General features: G+C 68.2%; 26 protein-coding genes. 13 read left to right on the top strand and 13 right to left on the bottom strand.

Features of this window, described 5'->3' with window-relative positions:
* Window positions 1–8: 8 nt before the first annotated feature.
* A complete protein-coding gene (locus tag ACZY0B_RS11235) occupies window positions 9–857 on the bottom strand; it encodes an SDR family oxidoreductase (protein WP_463764168.1) in 849 nt (282 codons plus the stop codon).
* Between the two features lie 161 nt (window positions 858–1,018).
* On the opposite strand from ACZY0B_RS11235, the gene ACZY0B_RS11230 reads away from it, so the two are divergent.
* Window positions 1,019–1,810, top strand: coding sequence for a sigma-70 family RNA polymerase sigma factor (locus tag ACZY0B_RS11230; RefSeq protein ID WP_463764167.1), 792 nt, complete (start codon window positions 1,019–1,021; stop codon window positions 1,808–1,810).
* A complete protein-coding gene (gene rsrA, locus ACZY0B_RS11225) occupies window positions 1,807–2,103 on the top strand; it encodes a mycothiol system anti-sigma-R factor (RefSeq protein ID WP_463764166.1) in 297 nt (98 codons plus the stop codon). Before ACZY0B_RS11230 ends, rsrA begins: the two co-directional genes overlap by 4 nt.
* Window positions 2,104–2,133: 30 nt before the next feature.
* On the opposite strand, the gene ACZY0B_RS11220 is transcribed toward rsrA, so the two are convergent.
* The gene (locus ACZY0B_RS11220) at window positions 2,134–2,208 is read right to left on the bottom strand and encodes a 50S ribosomal protein bL37 (protein WP_116645811.1); all 75 of its coding nucleotides are present in this window, start codon (window positions 2,206–2,208) and stop codon (window positions 2,134–2,136) included.
* Window positions 2,209–2,423: 215 nt separating this feature from the next.
* Between ACZY0B_RS11220 and ACZY0B_RS11215 the strand changes: the two genes are divergently transcribed.
* Together ACZY0B_RS11215 and ACZY0B_RS11210 are read left to right on the top strand one after the other, a co-directional pair.
* Window positions 2,424–2,639, top strand: coding sequence for a biotin/lipoyl-binding carrier protein (locus tag ACZY0B_RS11215; protein WP_108921016.1), 216 nt, complete (start codon window positions 2,424–2,426; stop codon window positions 2,637–2,639).
* A gap of 49 nt (window positions 2,640–2,688) precedes the next feature.
* Window positions 2,689–4,191 carry a sensor histidine kinase gene (locus tag ACZY0B_RS11210; RefSeq protein WP_463764165.1) on the top strand — a complete coding sequence of 501 codons (1,503 nt, stop codon included), beginning with the start codon at window positions 2,689–2,691 and terminating at the stop codon, window positions 4,189–4,191.
* A gap of 62 nt (window positions 4,192–4,253) precedes the next feature.
* Here ACZY0B_RS11210 and whiB1 read toward each other — a convergent pair whose 3' ends face one another.
* Window positions 4,254–4,508 carry a transcriptional regulator WhiB1 gene (gene whiB1, locus ACZY0B_RS11205; protein ID WP_313862944.1) on the bottom strand — a complete coding sequence of 85 codons (255 nt, stop codon included), beginning with the start codon at window positions 4,506–4,508 and terminating at the stop codon, window positions 4,254–4,256.
* A gap of 274 nt (window positions 4,509–4,782) precedes the next feature.
* Entirely contained in the window at window positions 4,783–5,748 is a 966-nt protein-coding gene (locus tag ACZY0B_RS11200) for a diacylglycerol/lipid kinase family protein (RefSeq protein WP_463764164.1), read from the bottom strand.
* A gap of 118 nt (window positions 5,749–5,866) precedes the next feature.
* Between ACZY0B_RS11200 and ACZY0B_RS11195 the strand changes: the two genes are divergently transcribed.
* On the top strand, window positions 5,867–6,295 hold the full coding sequence (locus ACZY0B_RS11195; RefSeq protein ID WP_463764192.1) for a hypothetical protein: 429 nt from the start codon (window positions 5,867–5,869) through the stop codon (window positions 6,293–6,295).
* Here the strand turns inward: ACZY0B_RS11195 and ACZY0B_RS11190 are convergent.
* The 3 genes from ACZY0B_RS11190 to ACZY0B_RS11180 are packed head-to-tail and all read right to left on the bottom strand — an operon-like array spanning window position 6,247 to window position 8,434.
* Complete coding sequence (locus ACZY0B_RS11190) at window positions 6,247–6,729, bottom strand: N-acetyltransferase family protein (RefSeq protein WP_463764163.1); 483 nt, start codon at window positions 6,727–6,729, stop codon at window positions 6,247–6,249. The genes ACZY0B_RS11195 and ACZY0B_RS11190 overlap by 49 nt on opposite strands.
* A complete protein-coding gene (locus tag ACZY0B_RS11185) occupies window positions 6,726–7,826 on the bottom strand; it encodes an isochorismate synthase (RefSeq protein WP_463764162.1) in 1,101 nt (366 codons plus the stop codon). Before ACZY0B_RS11185 ends, ACZY0B_RS11190 begins: the two co-directional genes overlap by 4 nt.
* The gene (locus ACZY0B_RS11180) at window positions 7,823–8,434 is read right to left on the bottom strand and encodes an acid phosphatase (protein WP_463764161.1); all 612 of its coding nucleotides are present in this window, start codon (window positions 8,432–8,434) and stop codon (window positions 7,823–7,825) included. Before ACZY0B_RS11180 ends, ACZY0B_RS11185 begins: the two co-directional genes overlap by 4 nt.
* 84 nt (window positions 8,435–8,518) lie before the next feature.
* On the opposite strand from ACZY0B_RS11180, the gene ACZY0B_RS11175 reads away from it, so the two are divergent.
* Window positions 8,519–9,319 (top strand): ParA family protein, encoded by an 801-nt coding sequence (locus ACZY0B_RS11175; protein WP_463764160.1) that lies wholly within the window; start codon window positions 8,519–8,521, stop codon window positions 9,317–9,319.
* 93 nt (window positions 9,320–9,412) lie between these two features.
* Here ACZY0B_RS11175 and ACZY0B_RS11170 read toward each other — a convergent pair whose 3' ends face one another.
* Window positions 9,413–10,633, bottom strand: a complete 1,221-nt coding sequence (locus ACZY0B_RS11170) for an Rv3212 family protein (protein WP_463764159.1) — start codon at window positions 10,631–10,633, stop codon at window positions 9,413–9,415.
* A 24-nt stretch (window positions 10,634–10,657) separates the two neighbouring features.
* The gene (locus tag ACZY0B_RS11165; RefSeq protein WP_463764158.1) at window positions 10,658–12,157 is read right to left on the bottom strand and encodes a DEAD/DEAH box helicase; all 1,500 of its coding nucleotides are present in this window, start codon (window positions 12,155–12,157) and stop codon (window positions 10,658–10,660) included.
* Window positions 12,158–12,404: 247 nt separating this feature from the next.
* On the opposite strand from ACZY0B_RS11165, the gene ACZY0B_RS11160 reads away from it, so the two are divergent.
* Entirely contained in the window at window positions 12,405–13,100 is a 696-nt protein-coding gene (locus tag ACZY0B_RS11160; RefSeq protein WP_463764157.1) for a ferritin-like fold-containing protein, read from the top strand.
* Between the two features lie 3 nt (window positions 13,101–13,103).
* On the opposite strand, the gene ACZY0B_RS11155 is transcribed toward ACZY0B_RS11160, so the two are convergent.
* Window positions 13,104–13,871, bottom strand: a complete 768-nt coding sequence (locus ACZY0B_RS11155) for an MmpS family transport accessory protein (protein WP_463764191.1) — start codon at window positions 13,869–13,871, stop codon at window positions 13,104–13,106.
* A gap of 205 nt (window positions 13,872–14,076) precedes the next feature.
* Between ACZY0B_RS11155 and ACZY0B_RS11150 the strand changes: the two genes are divergently transcribed.
* Window positions 14,077–14,349, top strand: a complete 273-nt coding sequence (locus ACZY0B_RS11150) for a DUF3107 domain-containing protein (protein ID WP_463764156.1) — start codon at window positions 14,077–14,079, stop codon at window positions 14,347–14,349.
* Here the strand turns inward: ACZY0B_RS11150 and ACZY0B_RS11145 are convergent.
* A complete protein-coding gene (locus ACZY0B_RS11145) occupies window positions 14,336–15,022 on the bottom strand; it encodes a TetR/AcrR family transcriptional regulator (protein WP_463764155.1) in 687 nt (228 codons plus the stop codon). The genes ACZY0B_RS11150 and ACZY0B_RS11145 overlap by 14 nt on opposite strands.
* A 199-nt stretch (window positions 15,023–15,221) precedes the next feature.
* Between ACZY0B_RS11145 and ACZY0B_RS11140 the strand changes: the two genes are divergently transcribed.
* From ACZY0B_RS11140 to ACZY0B_RS11130, 3 genes are all read left to right on the top strand, one after another.
* Window positions 15,222–16,250 carry a DUF3152 domain-containing protein gene (locus tag ACZY0B_RS11140; RefSeq protein ID WP_463764154.1) on the top strand — a complete coding sequence of 343 codons (1,029 nt, stop codon included), beginning with the start codon at window positions 15,222–15,224 and terminating at the stop codon, window positions 16,248–16,250.
* 87 nt (window positions 16,251–16,337) lie between these two features.
* A complete protein-coding gene (moeZ, locus tag ACZY0B_RS11135) occupies window positions 16,338–17,516 on the top strand; it encodes an adenylyltransferase/sulfurtransferase MoeZ (protein WP_463764153.1) in 1,179 nt (392 codons plus the stop codon).
* A gap of 56 nt (window positions 17,517–17,572) precedes the next feature.
* Complete coding sequence (locus ACZY0B_RS11130) at window positions 17,573–18,427, top strand: TIGR02569 family protein (protein ID WP_463764152.1); 855 nt, start codon at window positions 17,573–17,575, stop codon at window positions 18,425–18,427.
* Here ACZY0B_RS11130 and ACZY0B_RS11125 read toward each other — a convergent pair.
* Both ACZY0B_RS11125 and ACZY0B_RS11120 read right to left on the bottom strand, forming a co-directional pair.
* Window positions 18,424–18,726, bottom strand: coding sequence for an MGMT family protein (locus tag ACZY0B_RS11125; protein ID WP_463764151.1), 303 nt, complete (start codon window positions 18,724–18,726; stop codon window positions 18,424–18,426). The two genes, ACZY0B_RS11130 and ACZY0B_RS11125, sit on opposite strands and share 4 nt — an antisense overlap.
* 2 nt (window positions 18,727–18,728) lie before the next feature.
* Complete coding sequence (locus tag ACZY0B_RS11120) at window positions 18,729–19,514, bottom strand: alpha/beta fold hydrolase (protein WP_463764150.1); 786 nt, start codon at window positions 19,512–19,514, stop codon at window positions 18,729–18,731.
* A gap of 80 nt (window positions 19,515–19,594) precedes the next feature.
* Here ACZY0B_RS11120 and ACZY0B_RS11115 point away from each other — a divergent pair, with 80 nt between their 5' ends.
* Window positions 19,595–22,723, top strand: coding sequence for a PD-(D/E)XK nuclease family protein (locus tag ACZY0B_RS11115; RefSeq protein WP_463764149.1), 3,129 nt, complete (start codon window positions 19,595–19,597; stop codon window positions 22,721–22,723).
* Window positions 22,720–26,010, top strand: coding sequence for an ATP-dependent helicase (locus ACZY0B_RS11110; RefSeq protein ID WP_463764148.1), 3,291 nt, complete (start codon window positions 22,720–22,722; stop codon window positions 26,008–26,010). Before ACZY0B_RS11115 ends, ACZY0B_RS11110 begins: the two co-directional genes overlap by 4 nt.
* Window positions 26,011–26,051: the final 41 nt, after the last annotated feature.

The following is a 26,051-nucleotide window of genomic DNA, read 5'->3' as shown; positions in this document are numbered from 1 at the left end:
GCCAGGGCCTACGGTTGGACGTAGCCCGGCGGGTTGACGCCCTCGACCCAGAAGTCTTCGCCCAGCTGCGAACCGGGGATGCAGTCGTACACCGACAAGTCGGTGACACCCGATTCCAGCAGCACGTCCTCGCACAGCAGCGAATTGCCGGTGTACTCCTTGGACGGCTTGTTGAGGATGACGTAGGCCGCGTCGGAGTAGATCTCGGGTTTGCGGGCCCGGCCCATCGCCTCGTCGCCGCCGAGCAGGTTCTGCACCGCTGCGGTGGCGACCAGTGTGCGCGGCCACAGCGTGTTGGACGCGATGCCTTCGTCGCGCATCTCCTCGGCGATTCCCAGCGCGCACAGCGTCATGCCGAACTTGGCCATCATGTATGCCGTCGGCTTCAGCCATTTGCTCTCCAGCAGCACCGGCGGGGACAGCGTCAGGACGTGTGGGTTCTCCCGGCCCTTCATGTGGGGGAGACACGCCTGGGAGACGGCATACGTGCCGCGCACCTGGATGCCGTTCATCAGGTCGAATCGCTTCATCGGCACCTCGGCGATGGAGCCCAGGTTGATGGCCGACGCGTTGTTGACGCAGATATCGATGCCGCCGAACTGCTCGACGGTCTTGGCCACCGCGGATTCGACGGAATCCGGGTCGCGAACGTCCCCAACGATCGGCAGCGCCTGGCCGCCGGCCTCTTCGAGTTCCTTGGCGGCGGTGTACACCGTTCCCGGCAGCTTCGGGTGCGGCTCGGCGGTTTTGGCGATCAGGGCGATGTTGGCGCCGTCCTGTGCGGCGCGTTTGGCGATTGCCAGGCCGATACCGCGACTCGCGCCGGAGATGAACATGGTCTTGCCATTCAGGGACATGGCGTCACAGTAACGCCACCCGCGATCCGGCCGGATTGCGGGACCGCGCCGGAAATAGCCCGTCGGCTAGCGCTGTTGATTCAAGCGGTCTCTGATGCAGGTGTGGGCGACCCGGCAAACCAATGTCGGCCCCAGCCTCTAGATTGGGAGGAGGGAGTCGGGTGTCAACGGCGACGATTTTGTTGGGCGAAGAGCGGCTGGATCGCTTCTTTGTTGATTCGCTGTCGTTAGCGGTGCTGTCCGGCGCCACCGCAACAGAAGGGACCGTGTTAATCGAGATGGACGACTCAGAACATGGCCCAGCCGAAGCGACCGGTTCAGAAAAGGCTGACCTCGACGGCCAAGTCGAGCTGCCCCGCGAAACCGATGCGGAGCTGACGGCACGCTTCGAGCGCGACGCGATTCCGCTGCTGGATCAGCTCTACGGCGGCGCGCTGCGCATGACGCGCAACCCCGCGGACGCCGAGGACCTGCTGCAGGAAACCATGGTCAAGGCCTACGCGGGATTTCGGTCGTTCCGGGCCGGCACCAACCTCAAGGCATGGCTGTACCGGATTCTGACCAACACCTACATCAATAGCTATCGCAAGAAGCAGCGCCAGCCGGCGGAGTATCCGACCGAGGAGATCACCGACTGGCAGTTGGCGGCCAACGCCGAGCATTCCTCAACCGGGCTGCGTTCGGCGGAGGTCGAGGCCTTGGAGGCCTTGCCGGACACCGAGATCAAAGCCGCCTTGCAGGCGCTGCCGGAGGAATTTCGGATGGCGGTGTACTACGCCGATGTCGAGGGTTTCCCCTACAAGGAGATCGCCGAAATCATGGACACTCCCATCGGAACGGTAATGTCTCGGCTGCATCGGGGTCGACGCCAGCTGCGCACCCTGCTGGCCGACGTGGCCAAGGAGCGCGGTTTCACCCGGGGGCAGCAGACGCACGAGGAGGTGTCGTCATGAGCGAGTTTTCGCCCGATGTCCCCTCGGCAGGTGCGGATCCCCGGACGAAGGCCGAGTGCGCCGAATTGATCGCCGAGGTATGGACGCTGCTCGACGGTGAATGCACACCCGAAACTCGGCAAAAGCTGAAGCAGCACCTCGACGAATGCCCGCCGTGTCTGCAGCTCTTCGGGATCGAGGAACAATTCAAGGCGCTGATCGCGACCAAGTGCAGCGGTGACAAGGCTCCAGAGGGCTTGCGGGAGCGCCTGCGGCTCGAGATCCGCCGCACCACGATCATCCGCGACGTATAGGAACACCCCCGCGAGCGCGGTTACCAGGCGTTACGCGTTGGGACGCTTGCCGTGATTGGCCTTGTTGTGCTTGCGGTCACGCTTCTTGCGGCCACGCTTGGCCATGGGGAGAACCTCCGTCGTTCGTTCATGATCTCCGGCGCTGGGCGCCGTCAGGTTGCCATCCAGTCTCTCACGGCGGGCGCCCCTGCTATTTCACCCCTCCGGCGCGAGCCCGCGCGCCGCTGTGCTCGATGATGTTGTGGTTCGATATACATGAGCTTGATAGAAGCCCGGACCAGCAGCCAGCATGCGGAATGGCCAAAACGAGTGGGGTGAAGATGGCCGAGGATGTTCGAGCCGAGATCGTGGCCAGCGTGCTCGAGGTTGTTGTCAACGAGGGCGACCAGATCGGCAAGGGCGACATCGTGGTGCTGCTGGAGTCGATGAAGATGGAGATTCCGGTCTTGGCCGAAATCGACGGCACGGTCAGCAAGGTGAGTGTGTCGGTCGGCGACGTCATACAGGCGGGCGACCTCATCGCCGTGATCAGCTAGCCGTTCGGCGCTTCGTACCTACCGCCGTGGCACGACACGGGAGTATTTGATGTCCACGCTCGGTGATCTTCTTGCCGAACACACAATGTTGCCCGGCAACGCGGTAGACCATCTGCATGCGGTGGTCGGGGAGTGGCAGCTGCTGGCCGACCTGTCGTTCGCCGACTACCTGATGTGGGTTCGCCGCGACGACGGGGTGCTGGTCTGTGTGGCGCAATGCCGGCCGAACACCGCGCCGACGGTTCTGCAGAGCGATTCGGTGGGGAGCGTGGTGGCCGCCGAGCGGCTACCGCTGGTCGCCGAGACCTTCGCGTCGGGCACCGCCCAGCTGGAAACCGGTGCAAGACAACATGATTCGTGGCAACTGCCCGGGCCGCACGTCGCGGCCTCCCCGGTGCGCTATGCCGATCAGGTGGTGGCGGTGCTCACCCAGCACCAAACCTCGCTGACGGACCACCAGAACCCCGGGCAGCTGGAGACCGCCTACCGCGAATGCGCCGCCGATCTCGTTCACATGCTGTCGGAGGGCACCTTTCCCGACGTGCGCGACGTCGCCATGTCGCGCTCCACGCCACGAGTCGGCGACGGATTCATCCGCCTCGACGTCGACGGCGCGGTCGCCTACGCCAGCCCCAACGCCCTGTCCGCGTATCACCGCATGGGGCTGACGAGCGAGTTGGAGCGCCACAACCTCATTCGGATCACGCGGCCGCTGATCTCCGACTCGTTTGAAGCGCAGGAGATGGCCGAGCATGTGCAGGACCTGCTGGCCGGCGGCAAGAGCATGCGGATGGAAGTCGACGCCGGCGGCGCGACGGTGCTGCTGCGGACCTTGCCGCTGGTCGTGCACGGCGCCAGCACCGGTGCCGCGGTGCTGATTCGCGACGTGACCGAGGTCAAACGCCGCGACCGGGCCCTGATATCCAAGGACGCCACGATCCGCGAGATCCACCACCGGGTGAAGAACAACCTGCAAACGGTGGCGGCCCTGCTGCGCCTGCAGGCCCGCCGGACGGCCAACGCCGAAGGTCGCGAGGCCCTTATCGAATCGGTGCGGCGGGTGTCGTCGATCGCCCTGGTCCACGACGCGTTGTCGATGTCGGTCGACGAGCAGGTGAATCTCGATGAAGTCATCGACCGGATCCTGCCGATCATGAACGACGTGGCCTCGGTGGACCGGCCGATTCGAATCAACCGGGTCGGCGATCTGGGCGTGCTGGACTCCGACCGCGCAACGGCACTGATCATGGTGATCACCGAGCTGGTGCAGAACGCGATCGAGCATGCGTTTGACCCCGCTGCTCCGGAAGGGTCGGTGACGATCCGCGCCGAGCGCTCGGCCCGCTGGCTGGATGTGGTGGTGCACGACGACGGGCGGGGACTGCCCGCCGGGTTCAGCTTGGAGAAATCCGACAGCCTGGGCCTGCAGATCGTGCGCACCCTGGTGGCGGCGGAGCTGGACGGCACGCTGGGAATGCGTCAAGCGCCCCGCGGCGGCACCGATGTGGTGCTGCGGGTGCCGATCGGCCGTCGGTCCAGAATGCCGCTGTAATTGCCCACGCAACAGCGCGGCCCCGACAAATTGTCGGGGCCGCGCTGTCTAGAGAGACTGGATCAGACTCCGCTGCGGGCCTTCGTCCGGGCGTTGCGGCGCTTGAGTGCGCGCCGCTCGTCTTCGCTCATACCGCCCCACACCCCGGAATCCTGACCTGTGTTCAGGGCCCACCCGAGGCAGTCTGTAGTCACAGAACACCGATTGCAGACCAGTTTCGCGTCAGCGATCTGCGCGAGCGCCGGGCCGCTGTTCCCTACCGGGAAAAACAGCTCCGGGTCCTCGTCACGACAGACCGCCTTGTGGCGCCAATCCATAAGTAGTTACTCCTCACTATGTGCGCAGCATCGCGCACTGGCGTTATTTCTTCGGCTCTTAACGCTTGCATCAGTAGGGGTCCGCTCGGTACCCCCACAAATCGCTGCATGCAACCTTTCGATCGTTTCACAGGCACAACAGATGTCAATAGCGTGAGTTAGTGCGTGGTCTATCTCACTTTGATTAAGGCTTCGCCGAGCCCTTACTCCGTTGTACTACACTCGCCGGTTACTCTAGCGAGAATTTCGGGCCGATCCGGCGTATTTTCGCAGCTCAGTGCGCTTTGTTTTGGGGCGGCGCGGCCACCGGAAGCGCATCGCGCACCGCTCGGAACGTCATGGAATCGCGCAGCCCGAGGTACTCGCCGTCGTACTGACTGGCGACGGGCTCGCCGCTGCAAGTGATTCGCAGGCAAGCCGTGTCGTCGTCGCGGACAAGTTGTTTCGCTTCCGGGTTCGGCCGCTTCGAGAGAATCTGGCGCAGTAATCGAAGCGTGGGAATCACCTTCATGCTGGTGACCGCGAACACGCCAAGGCCCGACTCGAAGCTGCAACCCGGGTTGGTCACCATCGGCCGGCTGTTGCTGTAGGTCCACGGAGTCGTGTTGGACACCCAGGCGAATTGCACGCCCGAAACGGGATCGCGGCCAGGCAGCTCCAGCGTCATGTCGGGTGCGTGGCGGCTATAGCGCACCGTGGTCGGCACCGCCACCCGCCAATAGCGCAACGGCGTGACCTTGACGCCCTTGTTGCGTTGGGCTTCCACCGCGGCGACCACCTCGGCATCGACGCCCATTCCGGCGTTGATCACCGCCCACTGCTCGACGCAGTCGATCAGGCTGATGCGCCGCCAGGTCTGGTGGTGTCGGTAATCGTCGATCAGCTGGATGAGCTGGTTGGTGGCGGCGACCGGATCCCGGGCGATTCCCAGCGACCTCGCCAGCACATTCGCCGAACCGCCGGGCACCACCGCGACAGCGGGGACGTGCCCCGACCGCGTCGCACCGGGACGGCCCAGCAGGCCGTTGACGACCCCGCTCACCGTGCCGTCGCCGCCGTGTACGACAACGAGGTCCACCCCGTCCTCGGCGGCCGCGTGGCCGAGTTCGGTGCCGTGACCGTGGTGGTTGGTGTGCTCGACGGTGAGCTCGAGGCGGCTCTTGAGTGCATGCGCCAGCAGATCGCGGCCGGCCGGTGTAGTGGAAGTTGCTGCGGGGTTCACGATCAGCACGGCTCGCATGACGCACGAGCTTATGCGGGACGGTTAAGGCTCCGCTGTGGGGGAACTGCCGCTCCGAGGGTGACGAGGCGGGCGTGGCTACGCTGACGCTGTGAACCGCGGCCCCCGTCACCAGGAGATACCACCGCCCCCGTCCGCCGTTCGTCGCGCGGGATTCATTGTCGCGGCGCAGGGTCTGGCCGCGCTGGTGATGGCCGCGGTCCTGGTGGTGCGCGCGATCGCCGGAGCCGACCAGCGGGTGGTCAACGGGATGGGTACCGCGCTCTGGTTCCTGCTGCTCGGCGGCGCGGTGCTGGCTGCCGGACGCGCGCTGGTGATCGGCAAGCGCTGGGGGCGCGGACTGGCGGTGTTCACCCAGCTGCTGCTGTTGCCGGTGGCCTGGTACCTGGCGGTGGGCTCGCATCGGCCGGCCTTCGGCGTCCCGGTGGCCGCGTTGGCGCTCGCCGCGCTGATCCTGCTTTTCAGCCCCTCAGCGCTGCGCTGGGTCGCCGGTGACGATCACCGCGGGCCGGCCAACTCGCCCAGCGCCGGCCCGGACAGCCGATAGGTGGTCCACTCTGTCTGCGGTTGCCCGCCGACCTCGTCGTAGAGCGCGATCGCGTCGGTGTTCCAGTTCAGCACCGCCCAGGACAACCGCGTGTAGCCGTTGTCGACACACTCGGCCGCCAGAGCGGCCAGCAGTCTGCGGGCCAGGCCGCGGCGACGAAACCTGTTGCGTACGAACAGGTCTTCGAGGTATATGCCCGAGACGCCGTCCCATGTGGAGAAGTTGACGAACCACAGCGCCATCGCGGCGATTTCGCCGTCGACTTCGGCGACGTGTGCGTACGCCGTCGCGGGATGGCCGAAAAGCGCTGCAGAGATTTGCTTTTCGGTGACCGTGCATTGATCGGCGGAGTGTTCGAATTCGGCCAGCGCGTGGATCATGTCGGTGATGTCGGCGGCGTCATCGGGTGTGGCGCGGCGGATTTCTTCGCTCACTGCTCAACTCCCAGCGCGTTGAGTATCGTGGCGAATTTTGTTGTGGTTTCTTCAACTTCGTCGTCGGGATCAGACTCGGCGACAATGCCGCCGCCGGCGCGGGCCAGGGCGCTGCGCCGATCGGCCGACAGCTGCGCGCAGCGGATGGAGACCACCCAATAGCCGTCGCCGTTGGCGTCGCACCAGCCCACCGCCCCGGCATAGAAACCGCGGTCGCCTTCGAGCTCGGCGATGAGTTCGGATGCGGCCTTGGCCGGCACCCCTCCGACCGCCGGGGTGGGATGCAGCGCCAACGCCAGATCGATTGCGGTAGTTGACTTATCACGCAGCTTGCCGCTGATCGGCGTGCACAGATGCCATACCGCCGCGGTGCGGCTCAACTGCGGCTCGGGCGCTATCGTCAGCTCGTCGCACAGCGGCTCCAGGGCGGCTCGCATCGTGTCGATCACCAGCTGATGCTCGTGCCGGTCCTTGGCCGAGGCGGCCAGTGCGGCGCCGTTAGCGGCGTCCCGGTCCGGATCGGCGGCGCGTGGCGCCGAACCGGCGAACGGCTGGCAGGTAACCCGGTCGCCGGAGCGCGCGACCAGAAGTTCCGGGCTGGCACCCACCAGTGCCGCACCCGCGTACTCGGCGCCGGCAGCCGTCAAGTCGACCAGATAGCAGTAGGCCGCCGGGTCCTTGGCGATCAGCCTGCTGAGGATGACGCGGGCGTCCAGGGCGCCATCGGCCGCGAGCTGCAACGCCCGGGCCAGCACCACCTTGCTCAGCGCGGTGTGCGGCGCGGTCAGCTCATCACGGGCTCGGCTGATGCGGGCGCGGTAGTCGGCCGGTGGCGGTACGGCGGCCGTGATCCGCACGCCGGGCACTGGGCCCGTCGGCCAGTCGGGCGGCGAATCACTGCGCTGCACCGTGTCCGGTACCAGTAGCGCGGCGGGTCGTTGCACGTCGAAAGGCAACGCGCCCAAGATGATTGGGGCCGAACCCGACGTCAGCGCGGCTTGCGCGACGCTCACGTCGCAGTAGCGCGTTCGAACCCCTTCGCCGATCAGGGTGCCCCGCGGCCCGCACAGCGCGAATGGCGGCTCGGCGGCGCTCACCCGGGCGCGATCGCCTGCAGCTGGCCGGTCAATCCGAGCGCAGCGAGCTGGCGCACGCCATGCTCGAATCCGCACGCGGCGATCGAGCCGGGGAGCATCCAGAAGCGGCTGCCCTCGACGAGCGGCAGCTCTACCCAGCGGGTGATGACCGAACGGGAGAAGTGGCTGTGGCCCACGAACACCACGTCGCGCGTGCTCATGTTCTCTAACGCCAGTGCGACGGCCCGATCGGCGCGGTCGCTGACCTGCGCCACACTCTCACCGCCGGGGCATCCGTGCGTCCAGACCAGCCAATCGGGATCCGATTCCCGGATCTGCGCGGTCGTCAGCCCCTCGTAGGAACCGTAGTCCCACTCGGCGAGCAGCTCGGATACCTCGTCGACGGCGAGGCCGGCCAACTTGGCCGTGGTCAGGGCACGTATCCGCGGGCTGCTGATCACCAGCGGGTCGGCGAGGTCCAGCTCACGGAACACACGCCCGGCAAGCTCGGCCTGGACCCGGCCGCTATCGGTCAGTTCGATGTCGGTACGTCCGGTGTGCTGGCCGGATTTGGACCACGCGGTTTCGCCGTGGCGGAGTAGGACCAATCGATGGTCGTGTAAGCCCATGTCGACTGATTCTGCCCGACGACATGCCGTCCCCGAAGAGAGGAAGCCGTTAGCGCCCGGCCCCGAACGTGCCAGGATGGCAGGGTGAGTGAGATGCGGGTTTTGGCGGTGGCCAACCAGAAGGGCGGAGTCGCCAAGACGACAACAGTTGCCTCGCTGGGCGCGGCGATGGTGGAAAAGGGCCGCCGAGTGCTGCTTGTCGATCTGGATCCGCAGGGTTGTCTGACGTTCTCCCTCGGGCAGGATCCCGACAAGTTGCCAATGTCCGTGCACGAGGTGTTGCTCGGCGAGATCGAGCCGAGCGCCGCGCTGGTCACCACGATGGAGGGAATGACGCTGCTGCCGGCCAACATTGACTTGGCGGGCGCCGAGGCGATGCTGCTGATGCGGGCCGGCCGGGAGTACGCGCTCAAGCGCGCGCTGGCCAAAGTCTCCGACCAATTCGACGTCGTCATCATCGATTGCCCGCCGTCGCTGGGGGTGCTGACCCTCAACGGGTTGACGGCCGCCGACGAGGTGATCGTGCCGCTGCAGTGCGAGACGCTGGCACACCGCGGCGTCGGCCAATTCCTGCGCACCGTCGCCGATGTCCAGCAGATCACCAACCCGAATCTGCGGCTGCTGGGCGCGCTGCCGACGTTGTACGACTCGCGTACCACCCACACCCGCGACGTGCTGCTCGACGTCGCGGACCGCTACGAGTTGCCGGTGCTCGCACCGCCGATCCCGCGCACCGTGCGTTTCGCCGAAGCCAGCGCGTCGGGCTCGTCGGTCATGGCCGGGCGCAAGAACAAGGGCGCGGTGGCCTACGCCACCCTCGCGCAGGCGTTGCTCAAACACTGGAAGTCCGGCAAACCGCTGCCGACGTTCGCCGTCGACGCGTAGGCGCCGTTCGGTGTGCGGTGACGGCGCCGCTGGTCGGCGTGTCGCCGCCCTGAGCGCACACCGGACCACCATGGGTGCACAGTTGGCCGAGATCTAGCCGAGGGCCACCACGGTGTTGTCCCGCTGCTCGAACACCCTGGAGCCGGACACGGCGGGGACGATCGCGTGGTTGCTCGGCGCTCGGTCCACCGGGATGTAGCGCTCGTTGGCTCCCGTCACGGGGTCGTAGACACCGATCGCGCCGGTGACCGGAATGAGCAGCTTGCCCGCCATCATGGTGCCGGGGCCCAACGGGACCGTCCGCTCGCCCGCGGCGATGGTGTAGCGCAGGGTCAGGCTGCTCGCGTCGAAGACCAGCACGGAATCGCCGGTCCACCAGGTCAGCAGGTTGCCGGCCTGCGACACCGCCGAGTTCGACGGCGCCTTGGGCAGCAGGGTGCTCGCCACCGTGGTGCCCATGTCATCGATCACGTCGACCCTGGGCTGCGCGCCGGATATTCCGGGCAGGTAAACCGCCGTGTTGGTCTCCCAGACGGTCAGCACGCGAGCGCCCGAGTTCGTACCGATCCCGGGCTCGGCGACGAAGTGCTGCTGCGGTTCGTCTTCTTCCTTGCCCGGGCGCAACAACGCGAGTCGCAGGTCGGCCTGGTTCGCGCAGCTCTCCAGCACCGAAACCGCCAAGGAGCTGGCCGCTCCCGATGCCAGCTTGCATCCGGCGTGCAGTCCGCGCGAGGACGGCTTCACCCGGGCGTCGGTCTCGCCGTAGGCGAGCATCCGGACCATGTCCGAGCGCCACAGCTCCAGGCGGGTATCGCCGACCGACAACACCGTCGTGCCGTCGGAGGACAGGCGCACTTGCGGGTCGGCGTAGCTACTGCGGGCGGCCCCGCGGCGACCGGTGGACCCGTCGATGGTGCTGACCTGGCCGCAACCGCGGTCGTCGCGGTAGACCGCGACCGCGTAGTGGTAGACCCAGGACAGGCCGCACAGGTCGGTGTCGCGGGAGTAGCTCCAGCGCGTCTGGCCGGTGCCGGCGTCGCGCCCGTCGACCTCGCGGCCGTCGCCGGTGGTGACCGTTCCGCCGACGATCACGGGTGCCGTGGTGGCCGAACTTGCGGCGGTCCACAGTTGCTTCAAGCTGGCCGGCACCTCGTGGGCCAAACTCGGGTTGGGCGCCGGTGTCGCGGCGGGGCGGCTGATCGTGGCCCGGGCGTCACTGGTCCACCAGATCAGCGACGCGATTGCGGCGACGACGACCGCGATCGCCGCGGCGGCCAACAGATCGCCTTTGGTGCGGCGTTCGGGTTTGACCATGCCTGGGCTGTCGCTTTAGGTGGCTCAGTTGGCGTTGGTGGTGGCTTCCGCCGGCTTGCGGCGACGACGGCGACGACGATTGTTCGTGCCGTTACTGCCATTGCTGGACGCCGAACCCGTCTCCGCCGCGGCTTCGCCGTCGGTGCCGTTGCCGGACGGGTGGCCGCTCACCGGCTCGCCGCCGCGGGTTCGCCGCCGGGGGTTACCCGAGCGGGCCCGCGCCGGCTTCTCCGACGTGGTGCTGCGTTCGGTGTCGCGGCGCTTGACCGGCGACTTGCGCGGCGAACCGATCATGCCGCTGGCCTCGCCCGGAATCCCCATCTCGGTGTACAGGTGCGGCGAGTTGGAGTAGGTCTCGGCCGGATCGGGGGAGCCCAGGTTCAGCGCCTTGTCGATCGCCGTCCAGCGGGGCAGTTCGTCCCAGTCCACCAGGGTGACGGCGATACCGGTCTTACCGGCGCGACCGGTACGGCCGATCCGGTGTACGTAGGCCTGTTCGTCCTCGGGGATCTGGTAATTGATGACGTGGGTGATGTCATCGATGTCGATACCGCGGGCGGCCACGTCGGTGGCTACCAGCACGTCGACGTCGCCGGCCCGAAAAGCCTTGAGTGCCTTCTCGCGGGCGATCTGCCCGAGGTCGCCGTGCACGGCGCCGACCTTGAAGCCGCGCTCGGCCAATTCGTCGGCGACCTTCTGCGCGGTGCGCTTGGTGCGGGTGAAGATCATCGTCGCGCCGCGGCCGTCGGCCTGCAGTATCCGGCTGACCATCTCCACCTTGTCCAGCGCGTGGGCGCGGTAGACGAACTGCTCGGTGGTGTCGTGGGTGGCCGCCGAATGCGGCGCCTCGGCCCGGATGTGGGTGGGCTGAACCATGAACGTGCGGGCCAGCGTGATGATCGGGTCCGGCATGGTCGCCGAGAACAGCATCGATTGCCGGTCGGCCGGTATCTGGCGCAAGATGCGCTCGATGTCCGGCAAGAAGCCCAGGTCGAGCATCTCGTCGGCTTCGTCGAGGACCAGCACCGACAACCCGCCGAGCTGCAGGTGGCCCTGCTGGGCCAGGTCGAGCAGCCGGCCCGGTGTGCCCACCACGACGTCGGCGCCGGTGCGCAGCGCGTCGATCTGTGGCTCGTAGGCCCGTCCGCCGTAGATGGAGACCACCGACAGCCGGCGGCCCTCTTCGGCGATCAGATGTTTGGCAGCGCCGGCCAGGTCCTCGGTGACCTGGAGGCAGAGCTCGCGGGTGGGCACCACGACTAGGGCGCGCGGCGTGCCATTGAGCGGCCGCACCCCGACGCCATTGGTGATGCGCTGCAGCAGCGGGACGCCGAAGGCGAGCGTTTTACCCATGCCGGTGCGGGCCTGGCCGATGACGTCGTCACCGGCGAGGGCCATCGGCAGGGTGAGTTCCTGGATGGCGAAGGCGTGCTCGATGCCCTTTTCGGTTAGCGCCCGGACGATCTCGTCGCGGACGCCGAGCTCGGCAAAGGTCGGTTCAGTTTTGCTGGTCAATGCAGTCATGCGTGGGTGCTGTACCTTTCGGTGACTATTCGGTTGGGGTCGGTATTTCTCTCGCGGTCACGCGCGCACGAGTTCCGACTCCAAGTCGCCGAGTCGCCAGGCCCTGCTGAGATTGGGTGGGCCAGCGGTGCACGCACATTTCGCCGATAGCAGCATTCGAAGAAATACAGCCGCTATCTATCTGCATGATAGCCGGTCGACGGCGCAGACCCATCTTCTTCCAAGTCCGCCTACTAGAGTGATGTGCATGACTTCGGCCTCCTCTGCCGACCAAGTGGACGATTCGCCATCCCCAGCACCGAGCGCGGACCATCCGGGTGTCAACGAACTGTTCGCCGTGCTCGCCTACGGCGAGGTGGCCGCGTTCTACCGGCTGACCGACGAGGCCCGTATGGCGCCTGACCTGCGGGGACGGATCTCAATGGCGAGCATGGCGGCCGCCGAGATGCAGCACTACGAGCTGCTGCACGAGGCCCTGGAAAAGCGCGGCGTCGACGTCGTTTCGGCCATGTCGAGGTACGTCTCCGCGATCGAGAACTACCACCGGTTGACGATGCCCAGCACCTGGCTGGAAGCACTGGTGAAGACCTATGTCGGCGACGCGCTGGCCGCCGATCTCTACCTCGAGCTCGCCGACGGGCTGCCCGACGAGGTCGCCGACGTGGTGCGCGAGGCCCTGTCCGAAACCGGGCACTCGCAGTTCGTCGTCGCCGAAGTTCGCGCCGCGGTGACCGCGAGTGGCAAACAGCGCAGCCGGTTGGCGCTGTGGGCTCGCCGGTTGTACGGCGAAGCATTCACCCAGGCCCAATACCTGCTGGCCGACCATGACGAGCTGGTCGATCTGGTGGTGTCCGGCACCGGAGGCCTGGGGCAGCTCGGCGCGTTCTTCGAGCGTCTGCAGCAGACGCACGACCGGCGAATACGCGAGCTCGGCCTGAGCTGACCTCTATTTCGTGCAGGTCGCCAGGTTCGAGTTGTTGGCCGACGCCACCTCGACCTGACCCTGCGCATTGACGATCGCGCAGTTGAGCCGGCCCACGATGCTGGTCGCGACCACGGATTGGGTCGTCACGCCCGGGTTCAGCACGACCACCTTCGTCCAGGGCAGCGCCACGTTGAACTCGGTCTGCGGGTAGCCACGTGCATCGGTGTAGACGACGTTCACCAGGTCCAGGAGCTGCTTCGTCCCGGTCACGCTGTAGTAGACGGTGCCCGGATTCACTGTGGCCGTTGGTGGTACGAGCGCGGGAGCCGGTGCGGCCAGCGGCGGTCCCGTCGGCGCCGCGCTCGGCGGGGTCAGCGTGGTGACGGTCTCGGGCGGTAGCTGGGGCGCCCGCGAGGTGCTCGGTGTGCTTGTCGAGGGGCGCTGCGACGCGCCCGGCGGGCTGGTGGTTCGCGGTGCGGACGTCACGGAGGTGGGAGCCGGTGCCCCCACCGTGGCCTTCGTCGAAGCGCTGTCGCCGCTGTTGATGATCACGGCAGTCGCGATCGCGCCGATCGCCACCACCGCGCCGAGCACCGCGACCGCCGGGCGCCATCCGCCGAAGGGCCACAGGAGTTCCTTGTACTCGTCGTACTCGTCGTCGGCGTACTCGTCGTAGCCGTCGTAGCCGTCGTAGCCGTCGTAGTCGGCTCCGTCGTACGTCGCATCATCGGGGTGGTCGTGGACGAGGCCGTCGACCAGGCCGGCGCGATCATCGAGCGTGTTTCTGATGATACCGATGTTACGGACGTGAAAGTGCCCGAGCCGGCGACGGGCGCCACCTTGATCTAGCTGGGAGCCAATCGTTATCTGCCGTTAGAAACGGTTTCGCTCACCGCGAACTCGCGTCGGTCACCCTGCACTCGGAGCGAACCGGCCGCGTCCACTAGCCTGCTGCTGACACGCTTGCGACGGAATATCAACGGAAGGGGCCATCGTGGAGGTCAAGGTCGGTATCACGGACAGCCCGCGCGAGCTGGTCTTCTCCAGCGCGCAGACGCCTGCGGAGGTCGAAGAGGCCGTGAGCGCCGCACTGCGTGACGGCTCGGGTCTGCTGAGCCTGAGCGACGAGAAGGGCCGCCGCTTCCTGATCCACACAACCAGCATCGCCTACGTCGAGATCGGTGTCGCCGACTCCCGTCGGGTCGGCTTCGGAATCGGGGCCGATGCCGGTGCGAAGTCCGGCGGAAAGGCCGCTAAGAGCGAGTAAGCGGCACGTGTGACAGCCCGCCCCACGCGAACGCAACGGTGCCGTCGACGGCGTCCGCCTTGGAGATCGGACGGTCGGAGTCCAGCCAGTACCTGGCGCAGTCGACGCTGATGCCGACCAGTCCCACCGCGATCATCCGGGCGCGGTGCGGGTCCAGGCCGGAATCGGCACTGATCAGCGCGAAAACCGCGTCAATGCACGATTCGGTGGCCGCCCGCACCTGCGCGGCGACCTCGGGCTCGGTGACGTAGTCGTTTTCGAAAATCAGCCGGTAGCCCTGGCTGTCGTGCTCGATGAAGTCGAAGAATGCCTGGACCGCCGAATGCAGCCGCTGCCGGTTGTCGGTGGTGGTGCTCAGCGCGTTCTGCACGCCCGAGACCAGGTTCTCGACGTGCCGATCAAGCACCGCCAGATACAGCTCCAGCTTGCTGGAAAAGTGTTGATACAGAACGGGTTTGCTGACTCCCGCCCGGTCGGCGATCTCATCCATGCCGGCCGCGTGGTAGCCGTGGTCGACGAAGACGTCGCTGGCCACGATCAGCAATTGGCCACGACGCTCGTCCCGCGGTAGCCGATTGCCCCGCCGGTTGGAGGTCGCTATGCCGTCACTGGGCCGACCGCGGTCAGTCGATCTGACGGCACGCCGTGCCGCTGCCTTGGCGAGATCGCTCACTTGGTCCTCATTTGAATTGTGGCGGCTGACCATCGGAATATCGACGGGCCAGCCGCGCGCCGCTCGTCGCACAGACACTACTACCCATGGTGTACCTGCGACCGGCATCGGCGCCGTCGGCGCAGGCTGAACCGGCGTCGTGGGGTGTGCTCGGGCGCGCCAGGGACGCCCTCGGTCCCCGCTGTGCCATCCTGGGGCGATGACGTCCGAGCCGCCAGTGCCCGGCACCGGTCGAGTGCCCGTGCTGCGTGACGAGTGGCGAGAACCGCTTCGGGCGCTGCGTGATCCGATCGGGCGAGGCGCCGGACGGCCCCGGGCCGACCGCGAACGTCCCCGCCGGTGGCGAAAGCAATCATGGCTGGGCCGGTTTATCTCCACCTACGGCTGGCGCGCGTATGCGCTGCCAGTGCTGGTGGCGCTGACCGCCGTCGTCATCTACCAGACGGTGACCGGCGTCGGAGCGCCGCAACCGACGGCGAGCAAGCCGTCCATCCAAAGCCCGCCGGCGATCGGGGCGGTGGGCACGGCCATCCTCGACGCACCGCCGCGCGGCCTGGCCACCTTCGACGCCAACCTGCCGGCCGGGACGCTGCCGGACGGCGGGCCGTTCACCGAGGCCGGCGATAAGACCTGGCGTGTCGTGCCCGGCGTCACGCCGCAGATCGGTCAGGGCACCGCCAAGGTATTCAAGTACAGCGTCGAGGTCGAGAACGGTCTGGACCCCGCGATGTTCGGCGGTGACGACGCATTCGCGACGATGGTCGATCAGACGCTGGCCAATCCCAAAGGCTGGACGCACAACCCGCAATTCGCCTTCGTCAGGATCGACAACGGGAAACCCGACTTCCGGATTTCGCTGGTGTCTCCGGTGACGGTGCGCGAGGGGTGCGGCTACGAATTCCGGCTGGAGACCTCCTGCTACAACCCGGTGTTCGGACCGGACCGGGAGGCCCGGGTGTTCATCAACGAGGCGCGCTGGGTGCGCGGGGCGGTGCCCTTCGAGGGAGACATCGGCTCGTACCGGCAGTACGTCATCAACCACGAGGTGGGCCACGCCATCGGCTATGTGCGCCACGAGCCCTGCGACAAGCAGGGCGGTTTGGCGCCGGTGATGATGCAGCAGACGTTCTCCACCGCCAACGACGACGCCGCGAAGTTCGACCCCGAGTACGTCAAGGCCGACGGTAAGACCTGCCGCTTCAACCCCTGGCCGTATCCGATCGCCTAGCTCTGCGGCGGTATGCACCGGGAAGCAATGCCGGCGATCGAAGCGTTGACTGTAGTTGAGTCGCGAAGCTGACCGAGGAGATATCCGGTGTCCCCATCGTTGCCGCCACTGGTTGAGCCAGCCGGCGAGCTGAGTCGCGACGAAGTGGCGCGCTACAGCCGCCATCTGATCATTCCCGACCTGGGTGTCGACGGGCAGAAGCGGCTGAAGAACGCGCGGGTGCTGGTGATCGGTGCCGGCGGACTCGGAGCACCGGCGTTGCTGTATCTGGCCGCGGCCGGCGTCGGGACGATCGGCATCGTCGACTTCGACGTCGTCGACGAGTCGAACCTGCAGCGCCAGATCATCCACGGCGTGGCCGATGTCGGACGTTCCAAGGCGCAGTCGGCGCGCGACTCCATTCGCGCGATCAATCCGCTGGTGCAGGTGCGACTCCATGAATTCCGGCTGGAGGCGAGCAACGCCGTTGAGCTGTTCAGGCAGTACGACGTGATCGTCGACGGCACCGACAACTTCGCCACCCGGTACTTGGTCAACGATGCCGCGGTGCTGGCCGGTAAGCCCTACGTCTGGGGATCGATCTACCGCTTCGAAGGTCAGGTCTCGGTGTTCTGGGAGGACGCCCCCGACGGCCTGGGCCTGAACTACCGCGACCTGTACCCGGAACCGCCGCCGCCCGGCATGGTGCCGTCCTGCGCCGAAGGAGGCGTGCTTGGCATCGTCTGTGCTTCCATCGCGTCCGTGATGGGCACCGAGACGGTCAAGCTGATCACCGGCATCGGCGAACCGCTGCTGGGCCGGCTGATGATCTACGACGCGCTGGAGATGAGCTACCGCACGATCAGGATCCGCAAGGACCCGTCGACTCCGAAGATCGCCGAACTGATCGACTACGAGGAATTCTGCGGTGTGGTGTCGCAGGATGCGGTCGAGGCCGTCAACGGCTCGACGATCACGCCGCAAGAGCTGCGCGCGTTGCTGGACTCGGGCACCAAGCTGGCCCTGATCGACGTCCGCGAGCCGGTCGAGTGGGACATCAATCACATCGACGGCGCGGAGCTGATTCCGACGTCGTTGATCAGCTCAGGTGAGGGTCTGGCAAAGCTGCCGCACGACCGCAGGGCGGTGCTGTACTGCAAGACGGGCGTGCGCTCGGCCGAGGCGCTGGCCGCGGTGAAGAAGGCCGGTTTCTCCGATGCCGTCCACTTGCAGGGCGGAATCGTGGCGTGGGCGCAGCAGATGCAACCCGACATGGTGATGTACTAAACCGCCCATCAGCGCGTCGTAACGACGCGCATCGCCGCCCGGCTAGGCTAACCCCCGTGACTGTCGAACCACCGCCGGAGCACGTGCTTTCGGCGTTTGGTTTGGCCGGTGTCAAGCCCATCGCGCTGGGCGCCAGCTGGGAGGGTGGCTGGCGATGCGGCGAAGTCGTTCTCTCGATCGTGGCCGACCACGCGCGCGCGGCCTGGTCTGCGCGGGTGCGCGAAACGCTGTTCGTGGACGGGGTGCGGCTGGCCCGGCCGGTCCGCTCGACCGACGGGCGCTACGTGGTCTCGGGATGGCGAGCGGACACGTTTGTCGCCGGCACGCCTGAGCCCAGACACGACGAAGTCGTCTCGGCGGCGGTGCGGCTGCACGAGGCCACCGGCAAACTGGAGCGCCCCCGCTTCCTGACCCAGGGACCGACCACGCCGTGGTCAGATGTCGACGTGTTCATCGCCGCCGACCGCTCCGCGTGGGAAGAACGGCCGCTGCAGTCGATTCCGCCCGGCGCCCGCACGGCCCCGCCGAACGCCGACGCCGAGCGGTCGGTCGAGCTGATCAGTCAGCTCGCCACGCTACGCAAGCCGACCAAAAGCCCCAACCAGCTGGTGCACGGGGATCTCTACGGCACGGTGCTTTTCATCGGCACCGCCGCCCCGGGCATCACCGACATCACGCCGTACTGGCGGCCCGCGTCGTGGGCGGCCGGCGTGGTCGTCGTCGATGCGCTGTCCTGGGGTGAGGCCGACGACGGGCTGATCGAACGCTGGAACGCCTTGCCGGAATGGCCACAGATGTTGTTGCGCGCGTTGATGTTTCGTCTGGCGGTACATGCGCTGCATCCGCGGTCGACGGCGGAGGCTTTCCCGGGTCTGGCCCGCACGGCGGCCCTGATTCGGCTGGTGCTTTAGTCCCCAAACGCGTAGCGCACGTCGCCGAGCGCGATCTTGCCTTCGACGGAAAGCACTCCTTCGGCGCGCAGTAGTTCCAGCTGCCGGGTGGTCAAATGCCGTGCCGGGCGTCCCGATGCGGTGATCACCCGGTGCCAGGGCAGGTCGGAGGAGTCGGTGCGCATGATCCATCCGACGATCCGCGGGCTGGAAAGCCCTGCGACAGCGGCGATATCGCCGTAGGTGCAGACTCGGCCGGAAGGGATCGCGGCCACCAGCGCGCGCACCCGCTCGACTTGCTCGTCGGTCACCGGCGCCACGGTCAGCGGGCCTGCAACTGCTTGCGGATCAGCGCGGCGACCTCCGTCGGCTTGGCGCCGGGCACCATGTGGTTGCACTCGAAATCGAGCAGCTCGAAATCTGGTCCCAGGCGTTCCTGCAGTCCGGCGATGAGCTGATCGGTGACATACGGCGGCGTCGTCCACTTCGCCCGCACCAGCGTCGTTGCCGTTCCCGCCGGCGGTAGCACGGTGGGACGGGCCAGCTCGCTCCAGTAGGACATCATCGCCGGCACGCTGACCCGCCAGCCGTAGCGTCCGCTGGGCAGCCGGACCAGATGTTCGTCGAGTTCGGCATCGAGCACGCCCGCATCAACGTCCGCCCAAGAGCCGGTGGCCTTTTCCATGCGAGCTTGGCCGGGATCCGGGTAGTCGGGCGACGAAATCATCGCCTCGGCGATCTCGCGCATCCACCCGCCGTCCAAACCGACGGCGGGGTCGAGCAGGAGCAGCGCCGCCACCAAGTCCGGTCGGACCGCGGCCAAATGCATTGCCAGACCACCGCCGAACGAGTGCCCGACAACCAGCACCGGGGCCTCGGCCACCTCATCGAGCAGCGCGCCCAGCGCAGCGACATTCGCGTCGATGGTCCACGGCGCGGCCCACGACGACCTGCCATGGCCCAGCAGATCAGGGGCGGCGATGGAGATTTCGGGCACATAATCGCCCAACTGTTGCCAGCGCTGGCCGTGTCCGGTCAGTCCGTGCAGGGCGAGCATTTGCACCGGGCCAGACGGACCGAAGCGGTGCACGTGAAGGTCGGTGGTCACGCGTCGATGATGCCAGGCCCCGCGGACACCGCCGGTCGTAGCCGGACCGACTTGTCAGACCCTCGTGATGTCATGCCGGTATGTCATTGACCTGGGGCGCCGAGGCGGGTGCCGTGCTGGCGCCGGGTGCCCGCGGGCTGATCCGTATCCTGGGCGGCCCGGGCACCGGGAAGAGCAGCCTGCTGGTCGATGCCGCGGTCGCCGCGGTCGACGCCGGGGTCGACCCGGAATCGGTTCTGCTGCTTACCGGTTCGGGCCGAATGGGGGTTCGGCAGCGCAGCGCGTTGACGATGGCACTGCTGCGGTCGCGCGGCGGCGACTCGTGCCGGACGGCGATCCGTGAGCCGTTGGTCCGCAGCGTGCACAGCTACGCCTACGCCGTCCTCCGGCGGGCCGCCGAGCGGGCCGGGGACGCGCCGCCGCGGCTGGTCACCAGCGCCGAAACCGACGCCATCATCCGGGAGCTGCTGGCCGGGGACCTCGAAGACGCCGGAACCAGCGCGTGGCCGGCGCATCTGCGGCCCGCCCTGAGCACCGCGGGCTTTGCCACTGAGCTGCGAAACCTGTTGGCGCGCTGTGCAGAACGCGGTGTCGATCCGCAGGAACTGCAGCGTATTGGGCGTCGGTGCCGGCGACCGGAGTGGACTGCGGCGGGCCGGTTCGCCCAACAGTACGAGCAGGTGATGTTGCTGCGCGCGGCGGTCGGGACCGCGGCGCCGCAGGCGACGACGCCGGCGCTGGGCGCCGCCGAACTCGTGGGTGCGGCCTTGGAGGCTTTCGCGGTCGACGGCGAGCTGCTGGCCGCCGAGCGCGCCCGGCTCCGGGTCTTGTTGATCGACGACGCCCAGCAGCTCGATCCGCAGGCGGCCCGCCTGGTCCGGGTGCTGGCGGCCGGCAGCGAACTGGCGCTGATCGCCGGGGATCCCAACCAGGCGGTGTTCGGCTTCCGGGGCGGCGAGCCGGCCGGGCTGTTGGACGGCCAAACGCCCTCGGTGACGCTGATGGAGTCGCATCGGTGCGCGCCGGCCGTGGCGCGCGCCGTCAGCGGCATCGCGCGACGGCTGCCGGGCACCAGCGACGGCAGGCAGATCGACGGCACCGGCGCCGAGGAGGGATCGGTCCACGTGCGGCTCGCGGCCTCGGCGCACGCCGAGGCCGCGATGATCGCCGACGCGCTGCGGCGTGCCCACCTCGTCGACAACGTGCCGTGGTCGCGGATGGCGGTGATCGTGCGGTCGGTGCCACGAGCCGGGGCCCGGTTGCCCCGGGCGCTGGCGGCCGCCGGAGTACCGGTGGCCGCACCCGCGGTCGGCGAGGCGCTGGCCGAGGAGCCCGCGGTGCGCGCGCTGCTCACGGTGCTGGCGGCGACCGCCGAGGGTCTGGACGGCGATCAGGCGCTGGCGCTGCTGACCGGGCCTATCGGTCGCGTCGACCCGGTCTCACTGCGCCAGCTGCGCAGGACGCTGCTGCGCGGCAAAACCGCCGACGTGGCAGGCAGTTTCGGCGACCTGGTGGTGGCCGCGCTGGGCGGGGCGCCGACCTCCGGGTCTCGCCCGCTGCAGCGGGTGCGTGCGGTCCTGGACGCGGCCGAGCGCTGCCATCGCGGCGGCCAAGATCCGCGCTACACGCTGTGGGCGGCGTGGAGTCGGTCCGGCCTGCAGCGCCGCTGGCTGACGGCCAGCGAGCGCGGCGGCACCGCCGGCGCGCAGGCCACCAGGGACCTGGAGGCAGTGACCGCGTTGTTCGACGTCGCCGACCAGTACGTGTCTCGCACGCCCGGCGCGTCGTTGCGCGGTCTCATCGAGCACGTCGCGGCGCTGCAGCTGCCGAGCGTCAAGACCGAACCGCCCTCGCCGGCCGAACAGGTCCAGGTGCTCAGCGCACACGCCGCCCTGGGACATGAATGGGATGTGGTCGTCATCGCCGGCCTGCAGGATGGGCTGTGGCCCAACACCGTTCCGCGCGGTGGAGTGTTGGCCACGCAGCGACTCCTCGACGTCATGGACGGCGTCTTTGGGGACGCCTCGGTGCGTGCGCCGCTGCTCGCCGAGGAACGACGGCTGCTGGTGGCCGCGATGGGCCGGGCCCGGCGCCGACTGCTGGTGACCGCCGTCGACAGCGACACCGGCGGGGCGGACCAAGGAGCCGCACTGCCGTCACCGTTTTTCTTCGAGGTCGCGCAGTGGGCCGACGACGATGTCGATCACGTTGCGGTGCAGCCGGTCTCATCCCCACGTGTGCTGTCGACGGCGGCGCTGGTCGGCCGGTTGCGCGGGGTCGTCTGTGCCCCGGACGGGGCGGTCGACGTTGCCGCACGCCATTGCGCGGCAACGCAATTGGCCCGACTGGCCAATGCGGGCGTGTCGGGCGCCGACCCGTTGAGTTGGTACGGTCTGACCGCGGTCAGCACCAGCGATCCGCTCTGCCAAAGCGGTGATCCCGTCACATTGACGCCATCGACCCTGCAAACCCTCAACGACTGCCCGTTGCGCTGGTTGGTCGAACGGCACGGCGGAACCAACCCACGTGAGCTGCGGTCCACGATTGGCTCGGTGCTGCATGCCCTGATCGCCGAACCGGACAAGAGCGAAGCGCAACTGATGGCCGAGCTCGAACGTGTCTGGGAGCACCTGCCTTTCGACGCTCGATGGCATTCGGCCAACGAGCTGACCCGGCACCGCGCCATGATCGAGGCATTCGTGCAGTGGCGAGCGCAGACGCGGGGCGAGCTGCGGGAGGTTGGCGTCGAGGTCGGCGTCGACGGAGTCCTTGCGACGCCGCGCGATGACGGGGGCCAAGTCCGGTTGCGTGGCCGGGTCGACCGGCTGGAACGCGACGCGGCCGGCCGGCTGGTGATCGTCGACATCAAAACCGGCAAAACACCGGTCAGCAAGGACGATGCCCAACAGCACGCTCAGCTGGCGATGTATCAGCTCGCGGTGGCCGAAGGCCTGATACCCGAAGGTGCGCCCGATATGGAGCCCGGGGGCGCACGACTGATCTACATCGGCAAGAGCGGAGCGGCGGGCGCCACCGTGCGAGAACAGGATCCACTGACACCGGCGGCCCGCGACGAATGGCGCGACCTCGTCATGCGGGCGGCCGACGCCACCGCCAGTCCGCAGTTCGTCGCCCGGCGCAACGACGGCTGCTCGCACTGCCCGATCCGGCCGTCGTGCCCCGCCCACGGCGAAGGGTCCGCGCCATGACCCCGCGCTACAGCCCGCACGAATTAGCCGATGCGCTGGGGCTTTTCCCGCCCACCGCCGAGCAGGCCGCCGTTATCGCCGCGCCGCCGGGTCCGCTCGTCGTCATCGCGGGAGCGGGCGCGGGCAAGACCGAGACAATGGCTGCGCGGGTGGTCTGGCTGGTCGCCAACGGGTATGCCGATCCCGGCCAGGTGCTGGGATTGACGTTCACCCGCAAGGCCGCCGGACAGCTGCTGCGCCGGGTCCGCTCCCGGCTGGCCCGGTTGGCCGGCGTCGGGTTGGGCGCCGCCAGCCCGGGGGCGCTCGAATCGGCGCACACCCCGACGGTCAGCACCTATCACGCGTTCGCCGGCTCGCTGCTGCGTGACTACGGGCTGCTGTTGCCGGTCGAACCCGACACCCGGTTGCTCAGCGAGACCGAGCTGTGGCAGCTGGCCTTCGACGTGGTCAACCGGCATGGCGGGCAGCTGCGCACCGACAAGACGCCGGCCGCGGTCACCTCGATGGTGCTGCGACTGTGGGGCCAGCTGACCGAGCACCTGGTCGACACCGGCCAGCTCCGCGATACCCACCTGGAGCTGGAGCGGCTGGTCCACGCCCTGCCTGCCGGCCCCTACCAACGCGACCGTGGACCGAGCCAATGGTTGCTGCGGCTGCTGGCCGCCCAGACCGAGCGCACCGAACTGGTGCCGCTGCTCGACGCGTTACAAGACCGCATGCATACCGACAAGGTCATGGACTTCGGCGCGCAGATGGCTTCGGCGGCACGGCTTGCCGCGAACTTCCCGCAGGTCGCCGACGACCTGCGCAACCGCTACCGGGTGGTGCTGCTCGATGAGTACCAGGACACCGGTCATGCCCAGCGGGTCGCGCTGTCGGCGTTGTTCGGCGGCGGCGTCGACGACGGGCTGGCCTTGACGGCTGTCGGCGACCCGATTCAGTCGATCTACGGCTGGCGCGGCGCCTCGGCAACCAACCTGCCCCGGTTCACCACCGACTTCCCGCAATCCGACGGCACGCCCGCGCCGGTGCTGGAGCTGCGCACCAGTTGGCGCAACCCGCCCAGCACGCTGCATATCGCCAACGCCATATCGGCGGAGGCGCGACGCCGATCCGTGGCCGTGCACGCGTTGCAACCCCGCCCGGACGCCCCGCCCGGCACCGTCCGAGCCGCGCTGCTCGCCGACGCCCAGGCCGAACGCGGGTGGATCGCCGACCACCTGCACGGCCATTACCAACGTGCGCATGCCGACGGCGTCAACCCGCCGACCGCCGCGGTGCTGGTGCGCCGCAACGCCGATGCCGCACCCATCGCCGATGCGCTTCGCGCGCGCGGAATCCCCGTCGAGGTCGTCGGGCTTGCCGGCCTGTTGTCGATCCCGGAGGTGGCCGAACTAGTGGCCATGCTGCGCCTGGTCGCCGACCCCACCGCCGGCGCGGGGGCGATGCGGGTATTGACCGGCCCGCGCTGGCGACTGGGTGGCCGGGACATCTCCGCGCTCTGGCAGCGCGCGTTGGCTCATGGTGCGGGGCGCTCCGCCGACGCGTCCTGCGCCCAGGCGATCGCGATGGCGGCCGGTCCCTCCAACCTCGAAGCCGACACCGCGTGCCTGGCCGACGCGATCGGTGATCCCGGCCCGGCCGCCGCGTATTCGGCTGCGGGATATCAACGCATCGCCGCGCTGGCCGCCGAGCTGAGCGCCCTGCGCGGCCATCTCGGTCATTCGCTGCCCGATCTGGTCGCCGAGGTGCGACGCATGCTGGGCGTCGACTGCGAAGTCCGCGCCGCCGCGGGCCACGGCGGCTGGGCCGGCGCCGAACACCTCGACGCCTTCGCCGACGTCGTCGCGCGCTACGCGGAAAGAACCAGCGCGACGGACGCGTCCGCGGCGTCGGTCATGGGGCTGCTGGCCTACCTTGACGCGGCCGAGGTGGTCGAAAACGGTCTGGCGCCAGCGCCGTTGACGGTCGCGCGGGATCGGGTCCAGGTGCTCACCGTGCACTCCGCAAAGGGCCTGGAATGGGAAGTGGTCGCCGTGGCGCACCTGTCCGGCGGAACATTCCCGTCGACCGCCTCGCGCAGCAGCTGGCTCACCGATGCCGCCGAGCTGCCGCCGCTGCTGCGCGGCGATCGCGCCTCAGAAGGCGCGCTGGGCATCCCGGTGTTGGACCTCTCGGACGTCAGCAATCGAAAGCAGCTGTCGGACAAGATCTCCGAACATCGCCGCCAACTGGATCAGCGGCGCGTCGACGAGGAGCGCCGGCTGCTGTACGTCGGCATCACCCGGGCCGAGGACACACTGCTGGTCTCCGGTCATCACTGGGGTCCCACCGGGATCAAACCGCGCGGGCCGTCGGAGTTCCTGTGCGAGCTCAAGGACGTCATCGATCGGTCCACGGCGGCCGGTCATCCCTGCGGGGTGGTCGAAGAGTGGGCTCCCGCGCCCGCCGATGGGGAACGGAACCCATTGCACGACAATGTTATCGAAGCGGTCTGGCCCGCCGATCCGCTGTCCGGGCGCCGCGCCGGGGTCGAACGCGGGGCGGCGCTGGTGGCCGAGGCGATGGCAGCGGATACGACGCAGGACTATGTCGACGTCGACGGCTGGGCTGCCGACGTCGACGCGCTACTGGCCGAGCGCGCGCGGTCCGACCGCCGGGTCGCCCGCGTGCTGCCCAGTCAGTTGTCGGTCAGCGGTCTGGTGGACCTGGCCCGCGACCCCGAGGGCGCGCTGCAGCGGTTGGTGCATCGCTTGCCGACCCGACCAGATCCACATGCATTGCTGGGCAATACCTTTCACTCCTGGGTGCAGCAGTTCTACGGAACCGAGGGGTTGTTCGACCTTGGCGACCTGCCCGGTGCGGCGGACTCCGATCTCGGCCGCACCGACGAATTGGCCGCGCTGCAGGAGGCGTTCACCAAATCGCAGTGGGCGGCCCGCACCCCCGTTGCCGTCGAGGTCCCCTTCGAGATGCCCATCGGCGACACCGTGGTGCGCGGGCGTATCGACGCGATATTCGGCGAACCAGACGGCGGCGCCACGGTGGTGGACTGGAAGACGGGCGAACCCCCGCGCGGGCCCGAGGCGATGCGACAGGCCGCTGTCCAGCTCGCCGTCTACCGCCTGGCGTGGGCGGCGTTGTCCGGATGCCCGGAATCCTCGGTGCGAACCGCGTTCCATTACGTGCGCACCGGCGTCACCGTCGTCCCCGAGGTACTGCCCGATCCCACCGAGCTGGCCGGGCTGTTGACCGACTCCGCGGGCGAGCGCGAAGTTGCCGTCTGAGGCGATCAAGTGTCTGCCGACCGGCGATCGTGGTTACATGT

This window comes from Mycobacterium sp. IDUB_19 (assembly GCF_055419445.1).
Note: the sequence above shows the minus strand (reverse complement) of the source record. Positions and strands in the feature narration are given on the sequence as shown.